The organism is Streptomyces sp. NPDC092045 (genome assembly GCF_044756005.1).
Classification (GTDB): Bacteria; Actinomycetota; Actinomycetes; order Streptomycetales; family Streptomycetaceae; genus Streptomyces.
On sequence record NZ_JBIVSC010000009.1, the window covers coordinates 194,770 to 214,949 of the forward strand.

14 protein-coding genes and 1 other RNA gene are annotated in these 20,180 nt (G+C 75.0%); 3 read left to right on the forward strand and 12 right to left on the reverse strand.

Annotation, left to right across the window (positions count from 1 at the left end; translation table 11 throughout):
* Nucleotides 1-35 precede the first annotated feature (35 nt).
* The 3 genes from ACIQKA_RS22235 to ACIQKA_RS22245 all read right to left on the reverse strand — a co-directional run bounded on the left by ACIQKA_RS22235 (nucleotide 36) and on the right by ACIQKA_RS22245 (nucleotide 3,784).
* Entirely contained in the window at nucleotides 36-1,172 is a 1,137-nt protein-coding gene (locus tag ACIQKA_RS22235; protein ID WP_383440277.1) for a uroporphyrinogen-III synthase, read from the reverse strand.
* An 84-nt stretch (nucleotides 1,173-1,256) separates the two neighbouring features.
* Nucleotides 1,257-2,612, reverse strand: coding sequence for an MFS transporter (locus tag ACIQKA_RS22240; RefSeq protein ID WP_402542056.1), 1,356 nt, complete (start codon nucleotides 2,610-2,612; stop codon nucleotides 1,257-1,259).
* A gap of 119 nt (nucleotides 2,613-2,731) precedes the next feature.
* Nucleotides 2,732-3,784 carry a LysR family transcriptional regulator gene (locus tag ACIQKA_RS22245; protein WP_383155951.1) on the reverse strand — a complete coding sequence of 351 codons (1,053 nt, stop codon included), beginning with the start codon at nucleotides 3,782-3,784 and terminating at the stop codon, nucleotides 2,732-2,734.
* Between the two features lie 47 nt (nucleotides 3,785-3,831).
* Between ACIQKA_RS22245 and ACIQKA_RS22250 the strand changes: the two genes are divergently transcribed.
* On the forward strand, nucleotides 3,832-5,133 hold the full coding sequence (locus ACIQKA_RS22250; protein WP_390112438.1) for an MFS transporter: 1,302 nt from the start codon (nucleotides 3,832-3,834) through the stop codon (nucleotides 5,131-5,133).
* Between the two features lie 26 nt (nucleotides 5,134-5,159).
* Here the strand turns inward: ACIQKA_RS22250 and ssrA are convergent.
* The 5 genes from ssrA to ftsE form a co-directional block, all read right to left on the reverse strand.
* Nucleotides 5,160-5,553, reverse strand: a transfer-messenger RNA (tmRNA) gene (ssrA, locus tag ACIQKA_RS22255).
* A gap of 104 nt (nucleotides 5,554-5,657) precedes the next feature.
* Nucleotides 5,658-6,197 carry an SsrA-binding protein SmpB gene (gene smpB / locus ACIQKA_RS22260; RefSeq protein ID WP_351969821.1) on the reverse strand — a complete coding sequence of 180 codons (540 nt, stop codon included), beginning with the start codon at nucleotides 6,195-6,197 and terminating at the stop codon, nucleotides 5,658-5,660.
* Between the two features lie 18 nt (nucleotides 6,198-6,215).
* Entirely contained in the window at nucleotides 6,216-7,403 is a 1,188-nt protein-coding gene (locus ACIQKA_RS22265) for a S41 family peptidase (RefSeq protein ID WP_383155946.1), read from the reverse strand.
* 78 nt (nucleotides 7,404-7,481) lie between these two features.
* A complete protein-coding gene (gene ftsX / locus ACIQKA_RS22270) occupies nucleotides 7,482-8,399 on the reverse strand; it encodes a permease-like cell division protein FtsX (RefSeq protein ID WP_383155943.1) in 918 nt (305 codons plus the stop codon).
* A gap of 29 nt (nucleotides 8,400-8,428) precedes the next feature.
* Nucleotides 8,429-9,118 carry a cell division ATP-binding protein FtsE gene (gene ftsE / locus ACIQKA_RS22275; protein ID WP_053648390.1) on the reverse strand — a complete coding sequence of 230 codons (690 nt, stop codon included), beginning with the start codon at nucleotides 9,116-9,118 and terminating at the stop codon, nucleotides 8,429-8,431.
* Between the two features lie 233 nt (nucleotides 9,119-9,351).
* Between ftsE and ACIQKA_RS22280 the strand changes: the two genes are divergently transcribed.
* Nucleotides 9,352-9,534 (forward strand): hypothetical protein, encoded by a 183-nt coding sequence (locus ACIQKA_RS22280; RefSeq protein WP_053648388.1) that lies wholly within the window; start codon nucleotides 9,352-9,354, stop codon nucleotides 9,532-9,534.
* Between the two features lie 97 nt (nucleotides 9,535-9,631).
* Here ACIQKA_RS22280 and ACIQKA_RS22285 read toward each other — a convergent pair whose 3' ends face one another.
* From ACIQKA_RS22285 to ACIQKA_RS22300, 4 genes are all read right to left on the reverse strand, one after another.
* A complete protein-coding gene (locus ACIQKA_RS22285; RefSeq protein ID WP_402542058.1) occupies nucleotides 9,632-10,624 on the reverse strand; it encodes a hypothetical protein in 993 nt (330 codons plus the stop codon).
* Between the two features lie 396 nt (nucleotides 10,625-11,020).
* A complete protein-coding gene (prfB, locus tag ACIQKA_RS22290) occupies nucleotides 11,021-12,124 on the reverse strand; it encodes a peptide chain release factor 2 (RefSeq protein ID WP_383155937.1) in 1,104 nt (367 codons plus the stop codon).
* A gap of 95 nt (nucleotides 12,125-12,219) precedes the next feature.
* A complete protein-coding gene (locus ACIQKA_RS22295; RefSeq protein WP_383155935.1) occupies nucleotides 12,220-13,458 on the reverse strand; it encodes a serine/threonine-protein kinase in 1,239 nt (412 codons plus the stop codon).
* A 107-nt stretch (nucleotides 13,459-13,565) separates the two neighbouring features.
* A complete protein-coding gene (locus ACIQKA_RS22300; protein WP_402542059.1) occupies nucleotides 13,566-15,371 on the reverse strand; it encodes a serine/threonine-protein kinase in 1,806 nt (601 codons plus the stop codon).
* A 500-nt stretch (nucleotides 15,372-15,871) separates the two neighbouring features.
* Here ACIQKA_RS22300 and ACIQKA_RS22305 point away from each other — a divergent pair, with 500 nt between their 5' ends.
* The gene (locus tag ACIQKA_RS22305; protein ID WP_402542061.1) at nucleotides 15,872-20,050 is read left to right on the forward strand and encodes an FtsK/SpoIIIE domain-containing protein; all 4,179 of its coding nucleotides are present in this window, start codon (nucleotides 15,872-15,874) and stop codon (nucleotides 20,048-20,050) included.
* The last annotated feature ends 130 nt before the right edge of the window (nucleotides 20,051-20,180 follow it).

Here is a 20,180-nt window from a genome sequence, read left to right on the forward strand (position 1 = left end):
CCCGCGGAACGGCCCGCCCGGCGCCGCACCCGTTCCTACCGGTCGTACTTGTCGTCCGCCGACGGGTCCAGGGCCAGCCGGTAGCCCCGCTTCACCACCGTCTGGATGAGCTTCGGGGTGCCGAGGGCCGTGCGGAGGCGGGCCATCGCCGTCTCCACCGCGTGCTCGTCGCGGCCCGCGCCCGGCAGGGCGCGCAGGAGGTCGGCGCGGGAGACGACCCAGCCGGGGCGGCGGGCGAGGAGGCCGAGGAGGGCCATGCCGGCGGGCGGGACGGGGCGCAGGGCGCCGTCGACGAGGACGGCGTGGCCGCGCACCTCCACCCGGTGCCCGGCCACCGGCAGGACCCGGGCGCGGGCGGGCAGTTCGGTGCAGAGGACCTGGACGAGCGGCCCGAGCCGGAAGCGCTCGGGCTGGTACGTGTCGATGTCCTCGGCCTGGAGCCGCAGCGCGGTCACGGGACCGACGCACACCGCGAGCACGTCGTGCCGCAGCGCCGCGACGAGGTCCGCCCGCACCCCCCTCTCCGCCGCCCGGGAGAACAGCGAGGCGGCGGCCGGGGCGCTGGTGAAGGTCACCGCGTCCACGCCCCGGGCGAGGACCGCGTCGAGGAGCCGGTCGAGCGGGCCGGTGTCCTCCGGCTGGAGCCAGCGGTAGACGGGGACGCCGACGACCTCGGCCCCGCCCTCCCGCAGCGCCTCCACGAAGCCGGGCAGCGGCTCGCCGTGGAGCTGGAGCGCGATCCGCCGGCCGGCCACCCCCTCGTCGAGGAGCCGGTCGAGGACCTCGGCCATGGACTCCGAGGACGGCGACCAGGACTCGGTGAGCCCGGCGGCCCGTACGGCCCCCTTGACCTTCGGCCCCCGGGCGAGGAGTTCGACGTCCCGCAGGACGGCGAGGAGCTCCTCGCCGCACCCCCAGCCGTCGGCGGCCTCGACCCAGCCCCGGAAGCCGATCGCCGTGGTGGCGACGACGACGTCCGGGGCGTGGCCGATGAGGTCCTTGGTGGCGGCGAGGAGTTCGGTGTCGTCGGCGAGCGGCACGATCCGCAGGGCGGGTCCGTGGACGACGGCGGCGCCGCGCCGGCGCAGCAGGGCGATGAGTTCGTCCGCGCGCCGCGCCGCGGTGACGCCGACGGTGAAGCCGGCGAGGGGGCCGTGTTCTTGCTCGTCCATGGACGCAGAGCCTGACGGGGGCGCGTGACGGACGCGGTTCGTCCGTATTTCCTGGTCGTTACGGTCCGTGCCGTGCACCCGGGATCACACCTTCGCGTAACCGGGCCGGGCCTCCGGCTCCGTGACGGCCTCGGCGGTCTCGGGCACGGTCCCCGGCCGTCGAAGGTATACCGCCCGGGTGACGCCCATGCAGGCCGCGTAGAAGGCGAGGAAGGCGACGAAGGCGGCGGTGCCGGTGCCGGAGGTCTGGAAGGACTGGCGGAAGGCCAGGTTGATGCCGAGTCCGCCGAGCCCGCCGACCGCCCCGATGATGCCCATGGACGCGCCGGAGAGGCGTCGGCCGTACGCCTCGGCGGCCTCGCCCGCGAGCCCCTTCCGGTGCCCCTGGGCGAGGAAGATCGCCGGGATCATCTTGAACGTGGAGCCGTTGCCGAGGCCGCTGAGGACGAAGAGGCAGACGAAGCCGGCGAGGAAGACGGCGAGCGACTCGATCACGGAGGCGTAGACCACCACGGAGGTCGCGGCGGCCATCGCGGCGAAGGTCCACAGGGTGATGCGGGCGCCGCCGTGGCGGTCGGCGAGGGAGCCGCCGACGGGCCGGACGAGCGAGCCGAGCAGGGGGCCGACGAAGGTGAGCGAGGCCGCCTGGAGCGGGGTGCGGCCGAACTGCGTCTGGAGCACCAGGCCGAAGGCGAAGCTGTAGCCGATGAAGGAGCCGAAGGTGCCGACGTAGAGGAAGGCCATGATCCAGGTGTGCCGGGCCCGCACGGCCTCCTTCGCGGCCCCGGTGTCGTTCCTGACGGGGGCGAGGTTGTCCATGAAGAGCGCGGAGCAGGTGGCGGCGACCACGATCAGGGGCAGGTAGACGCCGAGCACGATCCGGGGGTGCACCGCGCCCGCGGTCCCGATGACGAGGAGGCCGACGAGCTGCACGACGGGGACGCCGATGTTGCCGCCGCCCGCGTTGAGGCCGAGCGCCCAGCCCTTCTTCCGCAGCGGGAAGAAGGCGTTGATGTTGGTCATGGAGGAGGCGAAGTTGCCGCCGCCGACGCCGGTGAGGGCCGCCACCAGGACGAAGGTGGTGTACGACGTCCCGGGCTCCATGACCGCGAAGGCGAGGCCGGTCGGCAGCAGGAGCAGCAGGGCGCTGAAGACCGTCCAGTTCCGGCCGCCGAAGCGGGCGACGACGAAGGTGTACGGGATCCGGATCAGCGCGCCGACGAAGGTGGCGGTGCCGATCAGGAAGAACTTGCCGGCGGGGTCGACGCCGTACTCCGGTCCCATGAAGAGGACCATGACCGACCACAGGCTCCAGATCGAGAAGCCGATGTGCTCGGAGAGGACGGAGAAGATCAGGTTCCGCCGTGCGACCCGCTCCCCCTCCTCGCGCCAGAAGACCTCGTCCTCCGGTTCCCACCGTTCGATCCACCGGCCGCCCATGTCGCACCTCCGCGGGGTCGGGTCCTGGGGCGTCCACAGCCCCGGTCCTCCTGCGGACGACGCTAGGGAGGCCGCGTTTCGGTCCGGTGCCGCGAGGTGACGGCGGCGGAACCTTGCTCTCACCCGGTGGGCGGGACCGCTGTGAGCGGGACACGCGCGCGCGGCGCGGCCGGGGCCTCCGGCAGGCCCGGCTCGTCCTCCGGCAGCCAGGAGTCCGGCGGGCGGACGAGCCAGCCCTCGCGGGCGCCGATCTCGGCGGCGGCGGTCCGCAGGGCGTCGAGGCCGGGGTGGCGGAGTCCCTTGCGCCACACCAGGCTCACGGGCGACAGGGGGACGGGGGCGACGAGCGGTCGCAGGACGCAGCCGGGCATGGGCGGGAACTCGACGACGGCGAGGACCGGGTGCCGGTGCTTGGCCATGATCCGGCGGAACTCCTCCTTGCCGACGGCGAGCGGGGCGGGCGGGGAGAGCTCGATGCCGCGCCCGGCGAAGAGCCGCACGGCGAGGTCGGTCCACTCGGGGGTGCGCTCGTTCCCGGCCCCGGCGTAGATCCGCTCCCCGGCGAGCGCGGCGAGCGGGACCTCGGGGAGGCCGGCGAGCGGGTGGTCGTCGGGCAGGATCACGGCCATCGGCTCGTACCGCACGAACTGCGCGTCGAGCCCGGCCCGCAGATCGGCCGCGAGGCCGCCGTACCGGCCGAAGGAGGTGTCGAGCCGGCCGGCGAGGACGGCCCGCGCGGCGCCGGTGAGGCCGCTCTCGTAGCGGGCCATCAGTTCGAGGTCGGGGGCGAGTTCGCGGGCCCGGCGCAGGACGCGCTCGTGGGCGAGGTCGGGGCTGTTGAGGTCGACGAGGAGGGGCCGGGGCGCGGCCCGGAAGGCCTCGCTCAGCTCGTCGTGGGCGGCGAGCACCCGGCGCGCGTACGGCAGGAGCCGCTCGCCGTCGGGGGTGAGGGAGACCTGCCGGGTGGTCCGCACGAACAGCTCGGCGCCCAGCTCGCGCTCCAGGCGCCGGACGTCCCGGCTGAGGGCCTGCTGGGCGACGTAGAGGCGGGCGGCGGCGCGGGTGAAGTGCAGCTCCTCGGCGACGGCGGTGAAGGCGCGCAGGAGACGGGGGTCGGTGTCGTACGGGGAGGCCACCGCCGCATTCAACAACACGGGTGCGTGAATGGCCATCGATCAGGTGTTGGACCGGGCGGGGACGCGCGCCCGAACCTTGGTCCATGCCGCAACCGGACCTCACCCTCACCCCGGCGGGCCCGGCCCTCGCGCCGCGCTACGACGACCCCGCCGCCCGGCCGCACGGCCCCGGCCGGGGCCCCCGCGACCGCGCCCCCGTCCCCCCGCGCCCCTCCTCCCGCAACCCCTACCGCCGCCTCTTCGCCCGCCCCGGCACCCTCGCCTTCACCGTCGGCGGGCTGATCGGCCGGCTGCCCGCGGGGATGTTCGGCGTCAGCGCCGTGATCATGATCGCGTCGGCGTACGGCTCCTACGCCCTGGCCGGCGCGGTCACCGCCACCGGGCTCGCCGTCGGCTCCGTCGTCGCCCCGCTGACCGCCCGGCTCGTCGACCGGTACGGGCAGGCGAGGGTCGCGGTCCCGGCCGCCGCGTACGCCTTCCTGGGGCAGCTGGTCCTGGCGCTGTGCGTCCACGAACGGGCTCCGGCCTGGGCGCTCTTCGCGACGGTCGCCCTCACCGCTACGTTCCCGAACACCGGCGGCATGTCCCGGGCCCGCTGGGCGCACCTGCTGCGCGACGACCCGGGCGCGCTGCACACCGCGAACTCCTTCGAGCAGGCCGTCGACGAGCTCTGCTTCATGCTGGGCCCGGTGCTCGCCGCCCTCCTCTGCTCGGCGCTCTTCCCGGAGGCGGGCACGCTCGGGGCCTGCGTCCTCTTCCTCGGCGGGACCCTCCTCTTCGCCGCCCAGCGCTCCACCGAGCCGCCGGTCGCCCCGCGCGTCCCGGCGGGCTCCCCGCTGCGCGCGCCCGGCACGGTCCCGCTGCTCGCGGTCTTCCTCGCCACCGGGGCGGTCTTCGGCTCCATGGAGGTGGTGACCCTGGCGTACGTGGACGGGCCCGTCGCCGGACCGGTCCTCGCCCTCCAGGCCGCGGGCTCCTGCGCCGCCGGCCTGCTCTACGGCCGGGCCCGCCGCACGGCGCGGCTGCGCACCTGCCTGGCCGCGATGACGGTCCTGATGGCGCTGCCGCTGCTCGCCGCCTCGACCGGCTCCCTGCTCGCCCTGGCCGCCGGCCTGCTCGTGGCGGGCATGGCGACGGCCCCGACGATGGTGACGGGCATGGGCCTGGTCCAGCGCCGCACGCCCCCGGGCCGGCTCAACGAGGGCATGACCCTGGCCGTGACCGCGCTCCTCGCGGGCATCGCGACCGGCTCGGCGTCCGGCGGCTGGGCCGCCGACCACGCCCCGTTCCCCGCGTTCGGCTTCCTGGTCCCGGTCGCGGCGGCGGCCGTCGCGCTCGCCCTGTGCACGGCCGCGGACATGACGAAGGCCCGGCGGTCGTGGTGACCACCGGGCCTGCGCCCACATGGGATGAGTGGAGATGGCGGGAATCGAACCCGCGTCCAACGGTACGGAAACAGAGCTTCTCCGTGTGCAGTCCGCTACGAGTTTCTCAGCCCCGGAGATCACGCGGACAAGTCTCCGACGGGCTCAGTCACTGTTTGATTTCCCTCCAACCCCCGTGACCGGGGCTAGAGGTTTAGATCCCTAGATGACGCCAGGATCCGGGTCGGGACCGTCCCCGGGCTGACGCTCCTCACAGAGGCTTCTGTTCGTTACCTAGAAATTAGGCAGCGAGGGCGAAGCGGGAGTTATCGCTCTTGGAGTTGGCGATTATTGGTTGCGACATATGGTTTACGAGATCATTGCCGCTTCCTCGACACGCTTCCTCTGCATCGGTATCCGCTGTCGAAACCGATCATCCCCATGTTGATTTTTCAAACGTCGCACCCGCGCCGTGGGGTGCGTGACCCATCGTACGTGACCAACGGCAGGCGTCGCCAGCGTATTCCCGGCGGCCGGCCCCCCGGCTAGAGGGACTGGCCCGCGCGCTGGCGCCGCTTGGCCGCCGCGACGGCGCGGTTCGTCTCGCGCGTGTCCTGCTTCTCGCGCAGGGTCTGGCGCTTGTCGTACTCCTTCTTGCCCTTCGCGAGGGCGATCTCGACCTTGACCCGGCCGTTCAGGAAGTACAGGGCGAGGGGCACGATCGTGTGACCCGTCTCCTGCGACTTCGCCTCCAGCTTGTCGATCTCCTCCCGGTGCAGGAGCAGCTTGCGCTTCCGCTTGGCCGAGTGGTTGGTCCAGCTGCCCTGCATGTACTCCGGTACGTGGATGTTGTGCAGCCACGCCTCGCCCCCGTCGATCTGGACGAAGCCGTCGACCAGCGAGGCCCGCCCCATCCGCAGCGACTTCACCTCGGTGCCCATGAGCACCACACCGCACTCGTAGGTGTCGATGATGAGGTAGTCGTGGCGCGCCTTCTTGTTCTGCGCGATCAGCTTGCGCTCCGGCGCCTTGTCCTGGTTCTTCTTGGCAGGCTTGCCCTGCACGTTCACGAGTCCCTTTGCCATAGTGCGGTCATTTTCGCACTACGAGCCCCCTCCGAGGCCACTCAATACCGTTCTCGCCCGCTCCTCGGCCCGCTCCCCCGCCGTCAGGTCCGGGGTGATGCCGCGCCCGTCGACGGCGTGCCCGGCGGGCGTGCGGTAGTGGCCGACGGTCAGCTCGGCGACCGAGCCGTCGGGCAGGGCGCTCGGCATCTGGACCGAGCCCTTGCCGAAGGTCCGGGAGCCGACCGTGACGGCCCGGCCCCGGTCCTGGAGGGCGCCGGTGAGCAGCTCGGCCGCGCTCATCGTGCCCCCGTCGACCAGGGCCACCAGGGGCCGCTCGGTGTCGCCGCCGCCCTCCGCGTACACGGCCCGCTCCTCGCCCTCCACGTCGTACGTGGCGACGAGCCCGCCGTCCAGGAAGGCGGAGGCGGCGGTGGCGGCCTCGGCGACCAGGCCGCCCGCGTTGCCGCGCAGGTCCAGGAGGACCCCGGCGCCGGCCGGGGCCTCCCGCACCGCGTCGCGCACGCGCGTGCCGGCGCCCTTGGTGAAGGCCTCGACCCGGATCAGCACGGCCCCGTCGTCGAGGCGGCGGACGGACACCGGGTCCGTCGCGAGCCGGGCCCGGCGCAGGCTCTGCGTCCAGGCGGCGCGCCCGCGCTCGACCCGCAGGGCGACGGACGAGCCCGGCACCCCGTCGCCGCGCAGCAGGGCGACGACCTCGGAGACGGAGAGGCCGTCGACCGGGCGCCCGTCGACGGAGACGAGCCGGTCGCCGGTGCGGAGCCCGGCCCGCGCGGCGGGGCCGCCGGTCTGGACCCGGGTGATCCGTACGCGGTCGCCGCCGGTCCGGCCCGCGGAGAGCCCGACGCCCGTGTAGGCCCCGTCGAGGGCCTGCTCGAACTCCTCGTACTCCCGCTTGTCGTACACCGCGCCCCAGCGGTCGCCGCTGCGGCTGACGAACTCCTCGGCGGCCTTCTTGCCCGACTTCCCGTCGGCCATGGCCGCGGCGGCGGCGCGGCGCAGGGCGGCGCTGTCGACGGGGGCTCGGTCCTCGGGCCGCTGTCCCGCGTCCGGGGACGCCCCGGCCCGCTTGGCGGCCGGCTCCTGCCGGGGCAGCGAGCCCGTGGCGGCGGCGGTGGCGAGGACGCCGGTGAAGACCAACGTCAGAACGGCCCCACGGAGCACTCCGCGGGGCCGGATACAGAGAAGGTCGGTGCCGTCCGGCATGTCGCCCACTCTAGGACAAGGCGATGGCGCCGCACGGGCTTTGGCCGTACGACGCCATCCGCGAAGAGGGGTGTCTTCTCACACCTTCAGGTACTTGCGCAGCGCGATGAGAGCCGCCACGGCGGGCATCAGGAGGCCGATGGCGATCACCAGCGGCAGCTTGGCGAAGACGGCGTCCCAGCCGATGAACTGGATGAGCTGCACCTTGTCGGCGAGCGCGATGCCGTGGTCGATCAGGAAGTACCGGCCGACGAGCAGCAGCAGGCACGCGACGCCGCCGCCGAGGAGTCCGGCGAAGGCCGCCTCCATGATGAACGGCATCTGGATGTAGAAGCTGGACGCGCCGACGAGCCGCATGATCCCCGTCTCGCGGCGGCGGCTGAAGGCCGAGACGCGCACGGTGTTGACGATCAGCATCAGCGCGATGACCAGCATCAGGCCCATGACGCAGAGCGCGGCGATGTTCATGCCGTTCATCAGGTCGAAGAGGTTCTGCAGGATGTTCCGCTGGTCCTGGACCGACTCGACGCCGTCCCGGCCCGCGAAGGCCGTGGCGACCACCTTGTACTTCTCCGGGTCCTTGAGCTTGACCCGGAACGACGAGGGCATCTGGTCCGGCGTCACCACGGAGGCCAGGGCGGTGTCGCCGTACTGCTCCTTGTAGTGCTTGTAGGCCTCGTCGGACGTCTCGTAGTGGACGGTCTCGACGATGTCCATCTTCTTCAGGTCGGCCTCGATCCGGTCCTTCTGCTGGCCGGTGACCGCGCCCTTGGGGCACTTTCCGGCCGTGGCCGCGTCGGCCTTGTTGCAGAGGTAGATGGAGACGTTGACCTTGTCGTACCAGTAGTCCTTCATCGTGCTGACCTGCTCGCGCATGAGCAGCGCGCCGCCGAACAGGGCGAGCGAGAGGGCCACGGAGACGATGACGGCGAAGGTCATCGTGAGATTGCGCCGGAGGCCGACGCCGATCTCGGAGAGCACGAACTGAGCGCGCATGGGTCTGCTTTCTCCTACTCGCTACAGGCTCAGTGCTGGTATCCGTAGACGCCGCGCGCCTGGTCGCGGACGAGGCGACCCTTTTCCAGCTCGATGACGCGCTTGCGCATCTGGTCGACGATGTTCTGGTCGTGGGTCGCCATGACGACGGTGGTTCCCGTCCTGTTGATGCGGTCGAGCAGCTTCATGATGCCGACGGAGGTCTGCGGGTCGAGGTTGCCGGTGGGCTCGTCGGCGATCAGCAGCATGGGCCGGTTGACGAAGGCGCGGGCGATGGCGACGCGCTGCTGCTCACCGCCGGACAGCTCGCCCGGCATCCGGTCCTCCTTGCCGCCGAGGCCGACCAGGTCGAGCACCTGGGGGACGGCCTTGCGGATCTCGCCGCGCGGCTTGCCGATGACCTCCTGGGCGAAGGCCACGTTCTGGGCCACGGTCTTGTTGGGCAGCAGGCGGAAGTCCTGGAAGACGGTCCCGAGCTGGCGCCGCATGTGCGGCACCTTCCAGTTGGACAGCCGGGCCAGGTCCTTGCCGAGGACGTGCACCTGGCCTTGACTGGCGCGCTCCTCACGCAGGAGCAGCCGCAGGAAAGTCGACTTTCCGGAGCCGGAGGAACCGACGAGGAAGACGAACTCCCCCTTCTCGATCTCCAGGGACACGTCCCGGAGCGCGGGGCGGTTCTGCTTCGGATAGGACTTGGAGACGTTGTCGAATCGGATCACGGATGCACCACGGTCGGCCGGGAGTAGGTGTGCGTGACCTTACGCGACCGGGGACGGCCCTCGCAGTCGCGGTCCTGGCTTGCGCGGTATATCCTTTTCGCCCTTCCGGGCGGACCACGACGGACCGGCGGGGCGCGCCGAAACGGCGCGGAGCTGGCACAGTGGTAGGGGAACGTCCGGATACCTCCGGTCGTTGCCCTGGTGGGTACCCCAGTGCGGGAGGAGGAGAGCGCATGACCTACGACCGACTGGTGTGCGCCAACTGCGCGGCCCCGGTCGCCGAGGGCCGCTGCCCCGTCTGCCGCGCGAACCGGGAGCGACTGACCCCCCAGGGTCTTTCCCCCGCCATGCTGCTGACGGTGGCGATCGCCCTGCTGGCGGCGATCGCGCTGCTCGCGGCGGTCCGTACGGCCTAGGGCCGCCCGGACGGCCCGCACGAGCCGGAGAACGGCCGAAGGGCCGGGGAGGAAGCCTCCCCGGCCCTTCGTCATGCCCTGCTCACGCGCGGAGGCGTCAGGCGGCGGTACGGCCGCCGGCGACGAGACGCGGCAGCATGCGGAAGCCGATGCCGCCGGCGATCATGGTCGCGGCGCCGATGATCAGGAACGAGGTCTCGGCCGCGCCGGTCTCGGCGAGCTCCTCCTTGGCCTGACCCTGCTGCACGGGCTGCGAGCCGGCGTTGTTGGTGTCGGGCCTGTTGGTGTCGACGCACTCGGCGCCGTCGAGGTCGACGGTGCAGGTGCCGGCGCCGCCGTCGGCGGAGGAACCGCCACCGGTGGTGGAACCGCCGCCGGAGGTCGTGGAACCGCCGCCGGAGGTCGTGGAACCGCCGCCGTTGGTGGTGGCCCCGCCGTTGGTGGTGGTGGCACCGCCGTTGTTGGACGCACCGCCGTTGTTGGACGCGCCACCGTTGTTGGACGCGCCACCGTTGTTGGACGCACCACCGTTGTTGGACGCGCCACCGTCGGCAGCCGCGCCACCGTCGGCGGCAGCACCGCCGTTGTTGGACGCGCCACCATCGGCAGCCGCGCCACCGTCGGCGGCAGCACCGCCGTTGTTGGACGCGCCACCATCGGCAGCCGCGCCACCGTCGGCGGCAGCACCACCGTCAGCCGCAGCGCCACCGTCAGCCGCAGCGCCACCATCGGCAGCCGCGCCACCGTCAGCCGCAGCGCCACCGTCAGCCGCAGCGCCACCGTCAGCGGCGGCGGCGCCGCCGTCAGCAGCCGCGCCACCGTCAGCAGCCGCGCCACCATCGGCGGCCGCGCCACCGTCGGCAGCCGCACCGCCGTCAGCGGCGGCGCCGCCCACGGTCTGGCCGAGGATCGTGGTGCCGTCGGTGTCGCCCTCGTTGCCGTCCTGGATGCTGATCTCCCCGGACCGGTCCGCGTCCGAACCGAAACCGTCGACGGCCTGCGCGGCACCGGCCGCCGTCAGGGACGCACCGGCGATGATCACGGCACTGGCCGCGATCCGCACCAGGCGGACTCGCGTCTTGTTGGTCATCTGGCTGCTACCCCCAGTAGCTCATCTCGTCATGGGGCAGCGCTCGGGGCCTGCGCGGCAGGGGCGGCGTCACGACCGGACCGGCCCCCGTTCACACGCGCCCCGGAAATGCGCATGCCAGTGCGTCACCCTTCCGAGTTTCCGAAGAGGCGTCAAGGTCGTTGCGCGTGCGATGCCCGAAAGATCACCGGCTGACCGACATGCGACGATGCAACTGTGACGTAAACCCCGAACCACGGGCCCCGCCGCGCCAGTTCCCTTGTCGACAAAGCGTCCTGACGGCCCGTCTTCCGCTTGCGGCAGCGAATACGGAACGTCGCGCGCGGGAGGCGCGGGCGGAACGGACCGGGCCCCGCACCGTGTCGGTGCGGGGCCCGGCCGAAGAGGAGCCGCGGACTACCTGTCCTGCTGCTTGCGCCAGCGGATGCCCGCCTCCAGGAAGCCGTCGATCTCGCCGTCCAGGACGGACTGCGGGTTGCCGACCTCGAACTCCGTGCGCAGGTCCTTGACCATCTGGTACGGGTGGAGGACGTACGAGCGCATCTGGTTGCCCCAGGAGCTGCCGCTGTCCTTGAGCGCGTCCATCTTGGCGCGCTCCTCCTGGCGCTGGCGCTCCAGGAGCTTGGCCTGGAGGACGTTCATGGCGCTCGCCTTGTTCTGGATCTGGGAGCGCTCGTTCTGGCAGGAGACCACGATGCCGGTCGGGAGGTGCGTGATGCGCACGGCCGAGTCGGTCGTGTTGACGCCCTGGCCGCCGGGGCCCGACGCGCGGTAGACGTCGACGCGCAGGTCGGACTCGTCGATCTCGACGTGGTCGGAGGACTCGACGACCGGCAGGACCTCGACGCCCGCGAAGGAGGTCTGGCGGCGCCCCTGGTTGTCGAAGGGCGAGATGCGGACGAGGCGGTGGGTGCCCTGCTCGACGGAGAGGGTGCCGTAGGCGTACGGGGCCTTCACCACGAAGGTGGTCGACTTGATGCCGGCCTCCTCCGCGTACGAGGTCTCGTAGATCTCGGTCGGGTAGCCGTGGCGCTCCGCCCAGCGCAGGTACATGCGCTGGAGCCGCTCGGCGAAGTCGGAGGCGTCGACGCCGCCGGCCTCGGCCCGGATGTTGACCAGGGCCTCGCGCTCGTCGTACTCGCCGGAGAGGAGGGTGCGGACCTCCATCTCGTCGAGGGCCTTGCGGACGGAGGTGAGCTCCGCCTCGGCCTCGGCGAGGGTGTCCGGGTCGTCCATCTCCTCGGCGAGCTCGAAGAGCACCCCGAGGTCGTCGATCCGCCCGCGCAGGGTCTCGGCCTTGCGGACCTCGGCCTGGAGGTGCGAAAGCTTGCTCGTGATCTTCTGCGCCGCCTCCGGGTCGTCCCACAGGGACGGGGCCGCGGCCTGCTCTTCGAGCACGGCGATGTCGGCCCTCAGCTTCTCGAGGTCCAGGACGGCCTCGATCGACCCCATGGTCGAGGAGAGGGACTTCAGCTCTTCGGATACGTCGACGACTGCCACGCGTCCAGCGTAACGGCTCCCGGCGGGGAGCCGAACCCGCGACCGCCGGGGGGTGTCCGGCCGGTCTCCCGGGGCCCCGACCGGGCGAACGCCCCCTACGGGAGGGGCGAGGACTGCTTGGAGTCCTGCGGCGGGGCCTCGCCGTCGCCGGAGGCCGCGAGGTAGCCGCCGACGCCCAGCGCCCCGGCGAGCACGACCGCCGCGACGGCGAGGGTGATCCGGCGCTTGCGGACCGCGCCCGCCTTGTGGCGGGCCGAGCCGGGGCGGCGGGCGCCCGCCGGGCGGGGGGCGCGGGCGGTGCCGAGGGGGCCGCCGGAGAGCTCGTCGGGGGCCGGGACCCGCATGGAGGTGTGGGTGTCGCGGTGGGAGTCGGGGGAGGCGCCGGGGACGAGCGGGACGGCGGCCCGGCGGGGGCCGGGCTCGGCGGCGCCCGGGGCGGCGTACCCGTCCTCCTCGTGCGCCTCCGGGGCCGGCTCCGCGTCGGGCTCGTCCACGTCCAGCGGCGGGATGCCCTTGAGCAGCGGCAGGACGTCCTTGAGGCGGGCGGCGAGCTCGGAGGCGCGCAGCCGGGAGGCCGGGGCCTTGGCGAGGCACTGCACGAGGAGCTGCCACAGCTCCTCGGGGATGCCGGGGAGCGGGACGACGGTCTCGGTGACGTGGCGGCGCAGGACCGCGCCGGGGTGGCCGCCGCCGAACGGGGTGAAGCCGGCGAGCAGCTCGTACAGGACGGTCGCGAGGGCGTAGATGTCGACGGCGGCGCGCGGCGGGAGGCCCTCGACGATCTCGGGGGCGAGGTAGTCGGGGGTGCCGATGATCCGGGTGGCCTTGGTGCGGCCGGGGGTGTCGATGAGCTTGGCGACGCCGAAGTCGGTGAGGAGGGCGGGATGGGCGCCGCCGGGGCCGAGCGGGCCCTCCATGTCGAGCAGGATGTTCTCGGGCTTGACGTCCCGGTGGACGACCCCGGCTGCGTGCGCGGCGGCCAGGGCGTCGGCGACGTCGGCGACGATCGCGACGGCGGCCTCGGGGGCGAGCCGGCGCTCGCGGTCGAGGCGGGTGCGCAGGTCGGTGCCGCGCACCAGGTCCATGACGAGGGCGAGGTCGTTGCCGTCGACGACGAGGTCGCGGACCTTGACCACGCGCGGGTGGTCGAGGCCGAGCAGGGCGGTCCGCTCCTGCACGAAGCGGCCGACGAGCTCCTGGTCGGAGGCCAGGTCCTCGCGCAGCAGTTTGACGGCGACGGGCCCCTCGGGGCCCTCGCCGAGCCACACCGTTCCGGCGCTGCCCCGCCCGAGGATCTGGTGGGCGGTGTAGCGGCTGCCGATGTTCCGTGCCAAGACTGCTCCCTCAGCGGCTGCGGTTCACGCCAAACGTACGCGTCCGCGGGCGCCGGTCGTCACTTCCGGGGGGAAAACACCCCTCGGAAGTCGACAAATCAACAGTATTACTGTCCCGTACCGCCGGTAGCACCCGTGTTTCCGGTGCCGGTCCCGGTGCTCGCGCTGTCGAACAGGTCGGAGACCCAGGTGGTGAACGACGAGACGCCGTCGCCGATCGCCTCCCAGTAGCCCTTGCCCTCGGCGACCCAGCTCTGGAGCGGGGTCAGCTCCCAGACGAGCCAGCCGGCGACCACGAAGAGGACGATCATGACCAGGCAGCCCTTGAGGCAGCCGAGGCCCGGGATCCGGACCGGGTTGGCGCTGCGCCGGCGCGGTTCGCGCGGCGGACGCGGCTCGCGGGGCGCGGGGGCCTGGGGCGGCGGCTGCGGGGGCGTGTACTGCTGCCGGGGCGGGGCGTACTGCTGCTGCGGGGCGGGCGGCGGCGCGTACTGCTGGGGCTGGTGCTGCGGCTGGTACGGCTGGGGCGCGGGCCGCTGCGGGGCGGGCCGCTGCTGCTGGTACGACGGCTGCTGCTGCTGGTACGGCGGGGGCTGCTGCTGCCGCTGCTGGTTGCCCGGCGGGTGCGGGGGCTGCTGCGGCCGGCGCTGCGGGCGCCGGCGCAGGGGGTCCTCGCTCGGGTCCAGGTACTGCACCTGCGTCTGCTCGTTGCGGTCGCGGGCGGCGCGGAGCTGGTTCTGCCAGGGGTGCGGCTCCTCGCCCTGGCCGCCCCGTCCGGCCTGCGGCGGACCCGGCGGGACGGGGGGCATGACGGCCGTCGGGTCGGCGCCGCCGCCCGGGCCGCCCGTCGGCAGGACGCCGGTCGCCCCGGCGGGGTCGTGGCGCGGGGGCGCGCCGGCCCCGGCGGGCAGCACCTGGGTGGGGTCGGCGGAGCCGGGTGCGCCGTGGGACATCACCTGCGTCGGGTCGGCGGCCCCGGGGGTCTCCGGGACCGGCGCGGGCGCCGGGTCGGGGGCGAGGAGCGCCCCGACGCCGTCCGCCGCCTCGATCTGGGCGGGCGTGGCGTGCACGCCGATGCCGGCGGCGACCGCGCGCAGGCCGCGGGCGAGGTTCACGGCGCTCGGGCGCCGGTCCGGGTCCTTGCTGAGGCAGCGCTCTATCACCGTCCACAGCGGGCCGGGCACGGTCGAGGGGCGGCGCGGCTCCTCGCTGAGGTGGCGGTGGAGGACCTCCAGGGCGGTGCCGCCCGCGAACGGCGGCCGGCCGGTGACCAGCTCGTAGAGGAGGATGCCCGCGCCGTAGATGTCGACGGCGGAGGTCTGCGGGCGGCCCTCGGCGGACTCGGGCGCCACGTACGCGGGCGTGCCGACGAACTCGTGGGTGCGGGTCAGGCCCGGGGAGTCGGCGAGGCGGGCGATGCCGAAGTCGGTGAGCATCGGGTGCATCTCGCCGTTCTGCTCGGCGAGCAGGACGTTGGCCGGCTTCAGGTCGCGGTGGACGACGCCGTCGGCGTGGCTGGCGGCGAGCGCGTCGGCGATCTGGGCGGTGAGGAGCGCGGCGGCGACCGGGGTGAGCGGGCCGCTCTCCCGGATGTACCGGTGCAGGTCGGGGCCCTCGACGAGGTCCATGACGAGGGCGAGGACGTCGCCCTCGACGACCAGGTCGCGGGTGCGCACGATGTTCGGGTGGGTGAGCCGGAGCAGCACGGACCGCTCGCGCAGGAAGCGCATCACGATGTCCGCGTCGTTGGCCAGCTCCTCCTTGAGGACCTTGATCGCGACGGTCTCGCCGGGCTGGCCGGCCACGGCCGCCTCGGCGCCCGCCGTCTCCCTCTGGCGGGCTCGCCAGACGGTGCCCGTGGCGCCGCGGCCGAGCGGCTCCTCGAGCAGGTACTTGCTGCCGATAGGCCGCACGTCACGCGCTCCCTGCTGATCGTGGTCCCGGTGTGGTTCCCGTGATGTTCCCGCGGTCCCCGTGCTCCGTGGCGACCCGTCCGGGTGTCCGACCCACTTTAGGGCCTGCCCGGCGGATCACGGCCGGTCCGGACGGGTCGCGGGCCGGTCGTCCGCGGGGCGTCCCCGGGGGCGGGTCCTGACCGAAGATGTCCGGAACGTACCCCCGTCCTGTCCGGAAGAAGACGCTTCTTCACCCGGAACGGTTGCCGCGCATGTTCCGAAGGCATGCTCAACCAGGCACTTTTGCGCCCACAGCCGACCATTCAAGATCACTTACGGCCGACCGGCGGGCGCGGTGTCGGTGGCAGGTGCGAGGATGCCCCCAGCACGACGCACCGATGGGGTCGGGAGCCCCGCGCCGTGCCGACCTGTACCGGACGACGCGTCCGTGCCGGGTGGGGGGAGACACGGGGCGGCCCCCTGCCGGACACGTCGCGCAGAAGGGACCGCTGACGGCGATGCAGATCCGGCTGACCGTCCTCGCGCCGCACGCCGGCCACGGCGCCGCGCGCGCCTGCGACGTGCTCGTCACCGCCCCCGCCGGGACGGCGCTCTCCGCCGTGGCCTCGCAGCTGGCCGCCGCCGTCACGGGCCCCGAGGCCTCCGCCTCGGGCACGATCGTGCTCCACGCGGGCGCGGAGCGGCTGGACGGCCGGCGCTGCGTGCTCGGGGAGCCCCCGCTGGTCGACGGCGCCGTCCTCTCGCTCCAGATCCCGGGACCGGACGACCGGGTCGGGGAGGCCGCGGCCGCCCGGCTGCACGTGGTGGCGGGACCGGACGCGGGCGGGGTGCACCTGCTGCACGGCGGAGCGATCAGAATCGGCCGTTCCGTCGACGCCGACGTCCCGCTCGACGACCCGGACGTCTCCCGCGCGCACTGCACGGTGACGGTCGGCGCGGACGGCCGGGTCACGGTCTCCGACCGCGGCTCGACGAACGGCACGACCCTCGACGGCGCCCCCGTCGGCGAGCGCCCGGTCCTGCTCCGCCCCGGCGCCCTGCTGCGCCTCGGCGAGTCCGCCCTGCGCCTGACGGACCCCGGCGACGACCTCCCGGGCGGTACGGACGCGGTGGCGACGGCCCCGGACGGCGAGGGCCACCTGCGGCTCGCGCGCGGAGCCGCCGGAGCGGACCGCCGGACGGCCCCGGCGGGCGGTGCCGGGACGGCCCCGGGCGGCCCGGCGGACGCCGACACCACCCACGGCGGCGGGCACGCGCTCGCGTGGGGCGACGACGCCCCCCACGACGGGTACGACGGCCACGGCTCCCGCGCCCCCCACGACCACGGCCGGGGGCCCGACGGCGGCCCCCACGACCCGTACGGCTCCGCCGGAAGCGGCGGGGCCCCGGCGGCTCCGGCCGCGACCGCGCCGCGGGCGGGCGGCAGACGCGGGCTCGGCGCGTGGGCCCGGCGCCTCGCCGGAGGCCGCGAGGAGCTCCCGGCGCCCGCCGCCGGGACGCGGCCGGTCCCCGACACGCGCGCGGGCGCCCGCCCGGGCGCGGACACCGGCACCCGTGGCCCCGGGCCGGGCGCCGACACCTGGCCCGACCCGGCCACCGTCCTGCTCACCGCCCTCGGCCCCGGCGCCCGCCTCTGGGAGCGGGACCCGGACCACCCCGAGTTCCTCGCGGTCCGGCTCGGCACCACGGACCGCGCCGAGCTCTCCGGGGTGCCGGTCACCGTCGGCCTGCGCGAGGCCGGATCTCTCGGCCTGGCCGGCCCCGGCGACCGGCTCGCCGGGTTCGCCCGCTCGGTGGTGGCCCAGCTCGCCGCCCTGCACTCCCCCTCCGACCTGGAGATCGTCCTCGTCAGCGCCGACCGGAGCCGCCCCCTGGAGGAGCGGCGGCGCGCCTGGGGCTGGCTCGGCTGGCTGCCGCACGTCCGGCCGGCCCACGGCCAGGACTGCCGGCTGCTCCTCGCGTACGACCGCGACCAGGCGCACGCGCGCGCGTCCGAACTGACCCGGCGGCTCGACGACGGCCCGCTCGGGCCCGGCTGGGCCAGCGCCGACCGCGCGTCCGTCGCGGAGGCCGCCGCCCGCCACGAGGGGCCCCGGACCATCGTCGTCGTGGACGGCGACCCGGGCACGGCGGCGCTGCGCGAGACCGTGGCGCGGCTCGCGGGGGCCGGGGCGGCGGCCGGCATCCACCTGCTCTGCCTCGCCGAGGCGCCCTCCGCCTCCCCGGTCTCGCCGGTGGCCGCGACCTACGAGGCCGCGTGCGCCGCGTCCCTCGCGTTCCGCGAGTGCGGGGCCGCCGCGCTGCTGAGCGGGGACGTGGCGACGGCGCTGCGGCTGCTGCGCACGGCGGGCGGGCGCGTCGCGGGCCACGGCACCGTCGGCGTGGTCGACGCGGTCTCCGTCGCCTGGGCCGAGCGGTTCGGCCGGGCCCTCGCGCCGCTGCGGCCCGAGACCCCGGCGGCGCCGCACGGGCGGGCCGCCGCGCTGCCCCCGGCCTCCCGGCTGCTCGACGAGCTGGGCCTCGCGCGGGCCACCCCCGCCTCCCTGATGGCCCGCTGGGCCTCCGCCGGGGACGGGACGGCCGTCCTGGGCGCGGGCCCGCACGGCCCGCTGGCCGTGGACCTCACCCAGGAGGGGCCGCACCTGCTGATCGAGGGCCCGGCGGGCAGCGGGCGCACGGAGCTGCTCCGCTCGATCGCCGCCTCGCTCGCGGCGGGCGGCCGCCCCGACCGGCTCGGCCTGCTCCTGGTGGACGGGGCGGGCGGCGAGCGCGGCGAGGGCCTCGCGGCCTGTACGGAGCTGCCGCACGTCACCGAGCACCTGGTCGCCTCAGACCCGGTCCGGATGCGGGAGTTCGCGCAGGCGCTCGGCGCCGAGCTGAAGCGGCGGGCCGAGCTCCTGGGCGACACCCCCTTCGCCGACCGCCGGGGCGCCCGCGCCCCGCAGGTGGCCGAGCGGCTGATCGGGCAGCGCGCCCCGAGCGCGGCGGAGTCCGTGCCCCGGGGCGCCCGCGCGACCGTCCGCCTCCCGGACGAGGACCATCCGAGCGGTCGCACCCTCCGCACGGGCGACGGCACGATCGGCGCCCTCCCGAGCAGCCGGAGCACCCGGACCCCGGGCCGACCGGACGACCGGCCGGGCCGGAGCGCGTACCCCGGCGGCGCCGACCTCGACGGACGCGGGAGCGGACGCGTGTCCCGCACCGGGGCCGACGACCTCGGCGGCTGGGCGAGCGGCCGGAGCCCGTACCCGGGCGCGGACGACGTGACCGGACGCCCGAGCGGCCGGAGTCCGTACCCCGGCACGGGCGACCTCGACGGACGCGGAAGCGGACGCGTGCCCCACGCGGGAGCCGACGACCTCGGCGGACGCCCGAGCGGCCGGAGCCCGTACCCCGGCGGCTCGGCCCGGGGCGGTGCGGACGCGTTCCTGGCCGACACGCCCAGCGGTCGGCTGCCGCGCCGGGACGGCGGGGGCGGCCCGGAGGACCGCTCCAGCAGCCGTACGCTCCGGACCGACGAGGGCGACCTCGACGGGCGCGTGCCCCGCACCGGGGCCGACGACCTCGGCGGACGCCCGAGCGGCCGGAGCCCGTACCCCGGCACGGGCGACCTCGACGGGCGCGGCAGCGGACGCGTGTCCCACACCGGAGCCGACGACCTCGGCGGCCGGGCGAGCGGGCGGAGCCCGTACCCGGGCGCGGACGACGTGACCGGACGCCCGAGCGGGCGGAGCCCGTACCCCGGCACGGATGACCTCGACGGGCGCGGCAGCGGGCGCGTGCCCCGCACCGGAGCCGATGACCTCGGCGGCCGGGCGAGCGGGCGGAGCCCGTACCCCGGCACGGGCGACCTCGACGGACGCGGCAGCGGGCGCGCGCCCCGCGCCGGAGCCGACGGCCCGAGCGGGCGGAGCCCTCAGCCCGGTGGCGACCCGGACGGGCGCCCCGGCAGCCGCGCCCTCCGCGACGGCGATCTCGCCGACCGTTCCGGCGGGCGCGCGTCCCGCGCCGGGGCCGACGACCTCGGCGGGCGTCCGGGCGGGCGCGCGTCCCGTACCGAGGACACCGGCGTGCGGATTCCGCGGCCCTCCTCGGGGCAGGGCCCGGGCGAGGCGGCGGGCGGGCGGTCCGCGGGGGCCGGGGCGCTGCCCCGGCTGGTCGTCCTGGTCGACGACTTCGACGCCCTGGTCGCGCCCGCGCTCGGCGCCCCCGGCCGGCCGGCCGCCGGGTCCGTCGTGCGGGCCCTGGAGGCCGTCGCCCGGCACGGCGAGCGGCTCGGCGTGCACCTCGTCGTGGCCTCGGCCCGCCCGGACCGCACCGCCGACACCGAGCCGGCCCACAGCGCCCGGCTGCGGATCGTGCTCGACGCGCCCCCCGTGACGGCGGGCCCGGACGTCCCGGCGGCGGGACGGGGCCGCCTCGGGCACCCGGACGGCCGGGTGACCCCCTTCCAGGCGGGCCGCGTCACCGGCCGGATCCCCCGGACGGCGACGCTGCGGCCGACGGTCGTCCCGCTGGAGTGGGAGCGGATGGGCGACCCGCCCGCCCGCCGCCCGGTCCGCGAGCTGGGCAACGGACCGACGGACCTGGCGCTCCTGGCGAGCGCGCTCGACCGGGCGGCCCGCTCGGTGGAGGCGACTCCCGTGCCGCCCCTCTCCCCCGTCGCCCACACCTGAAACGTTCCGGAAAGGTCTCCTGACGTCACGTCACGAGCCAATCACGATCGTCCACTTGACACGGAAGGCGGTATTGCGGCCCCCGCATCACCGGGCGTAGACCTGTCGGCACGGGACAGCTCGGCGCACG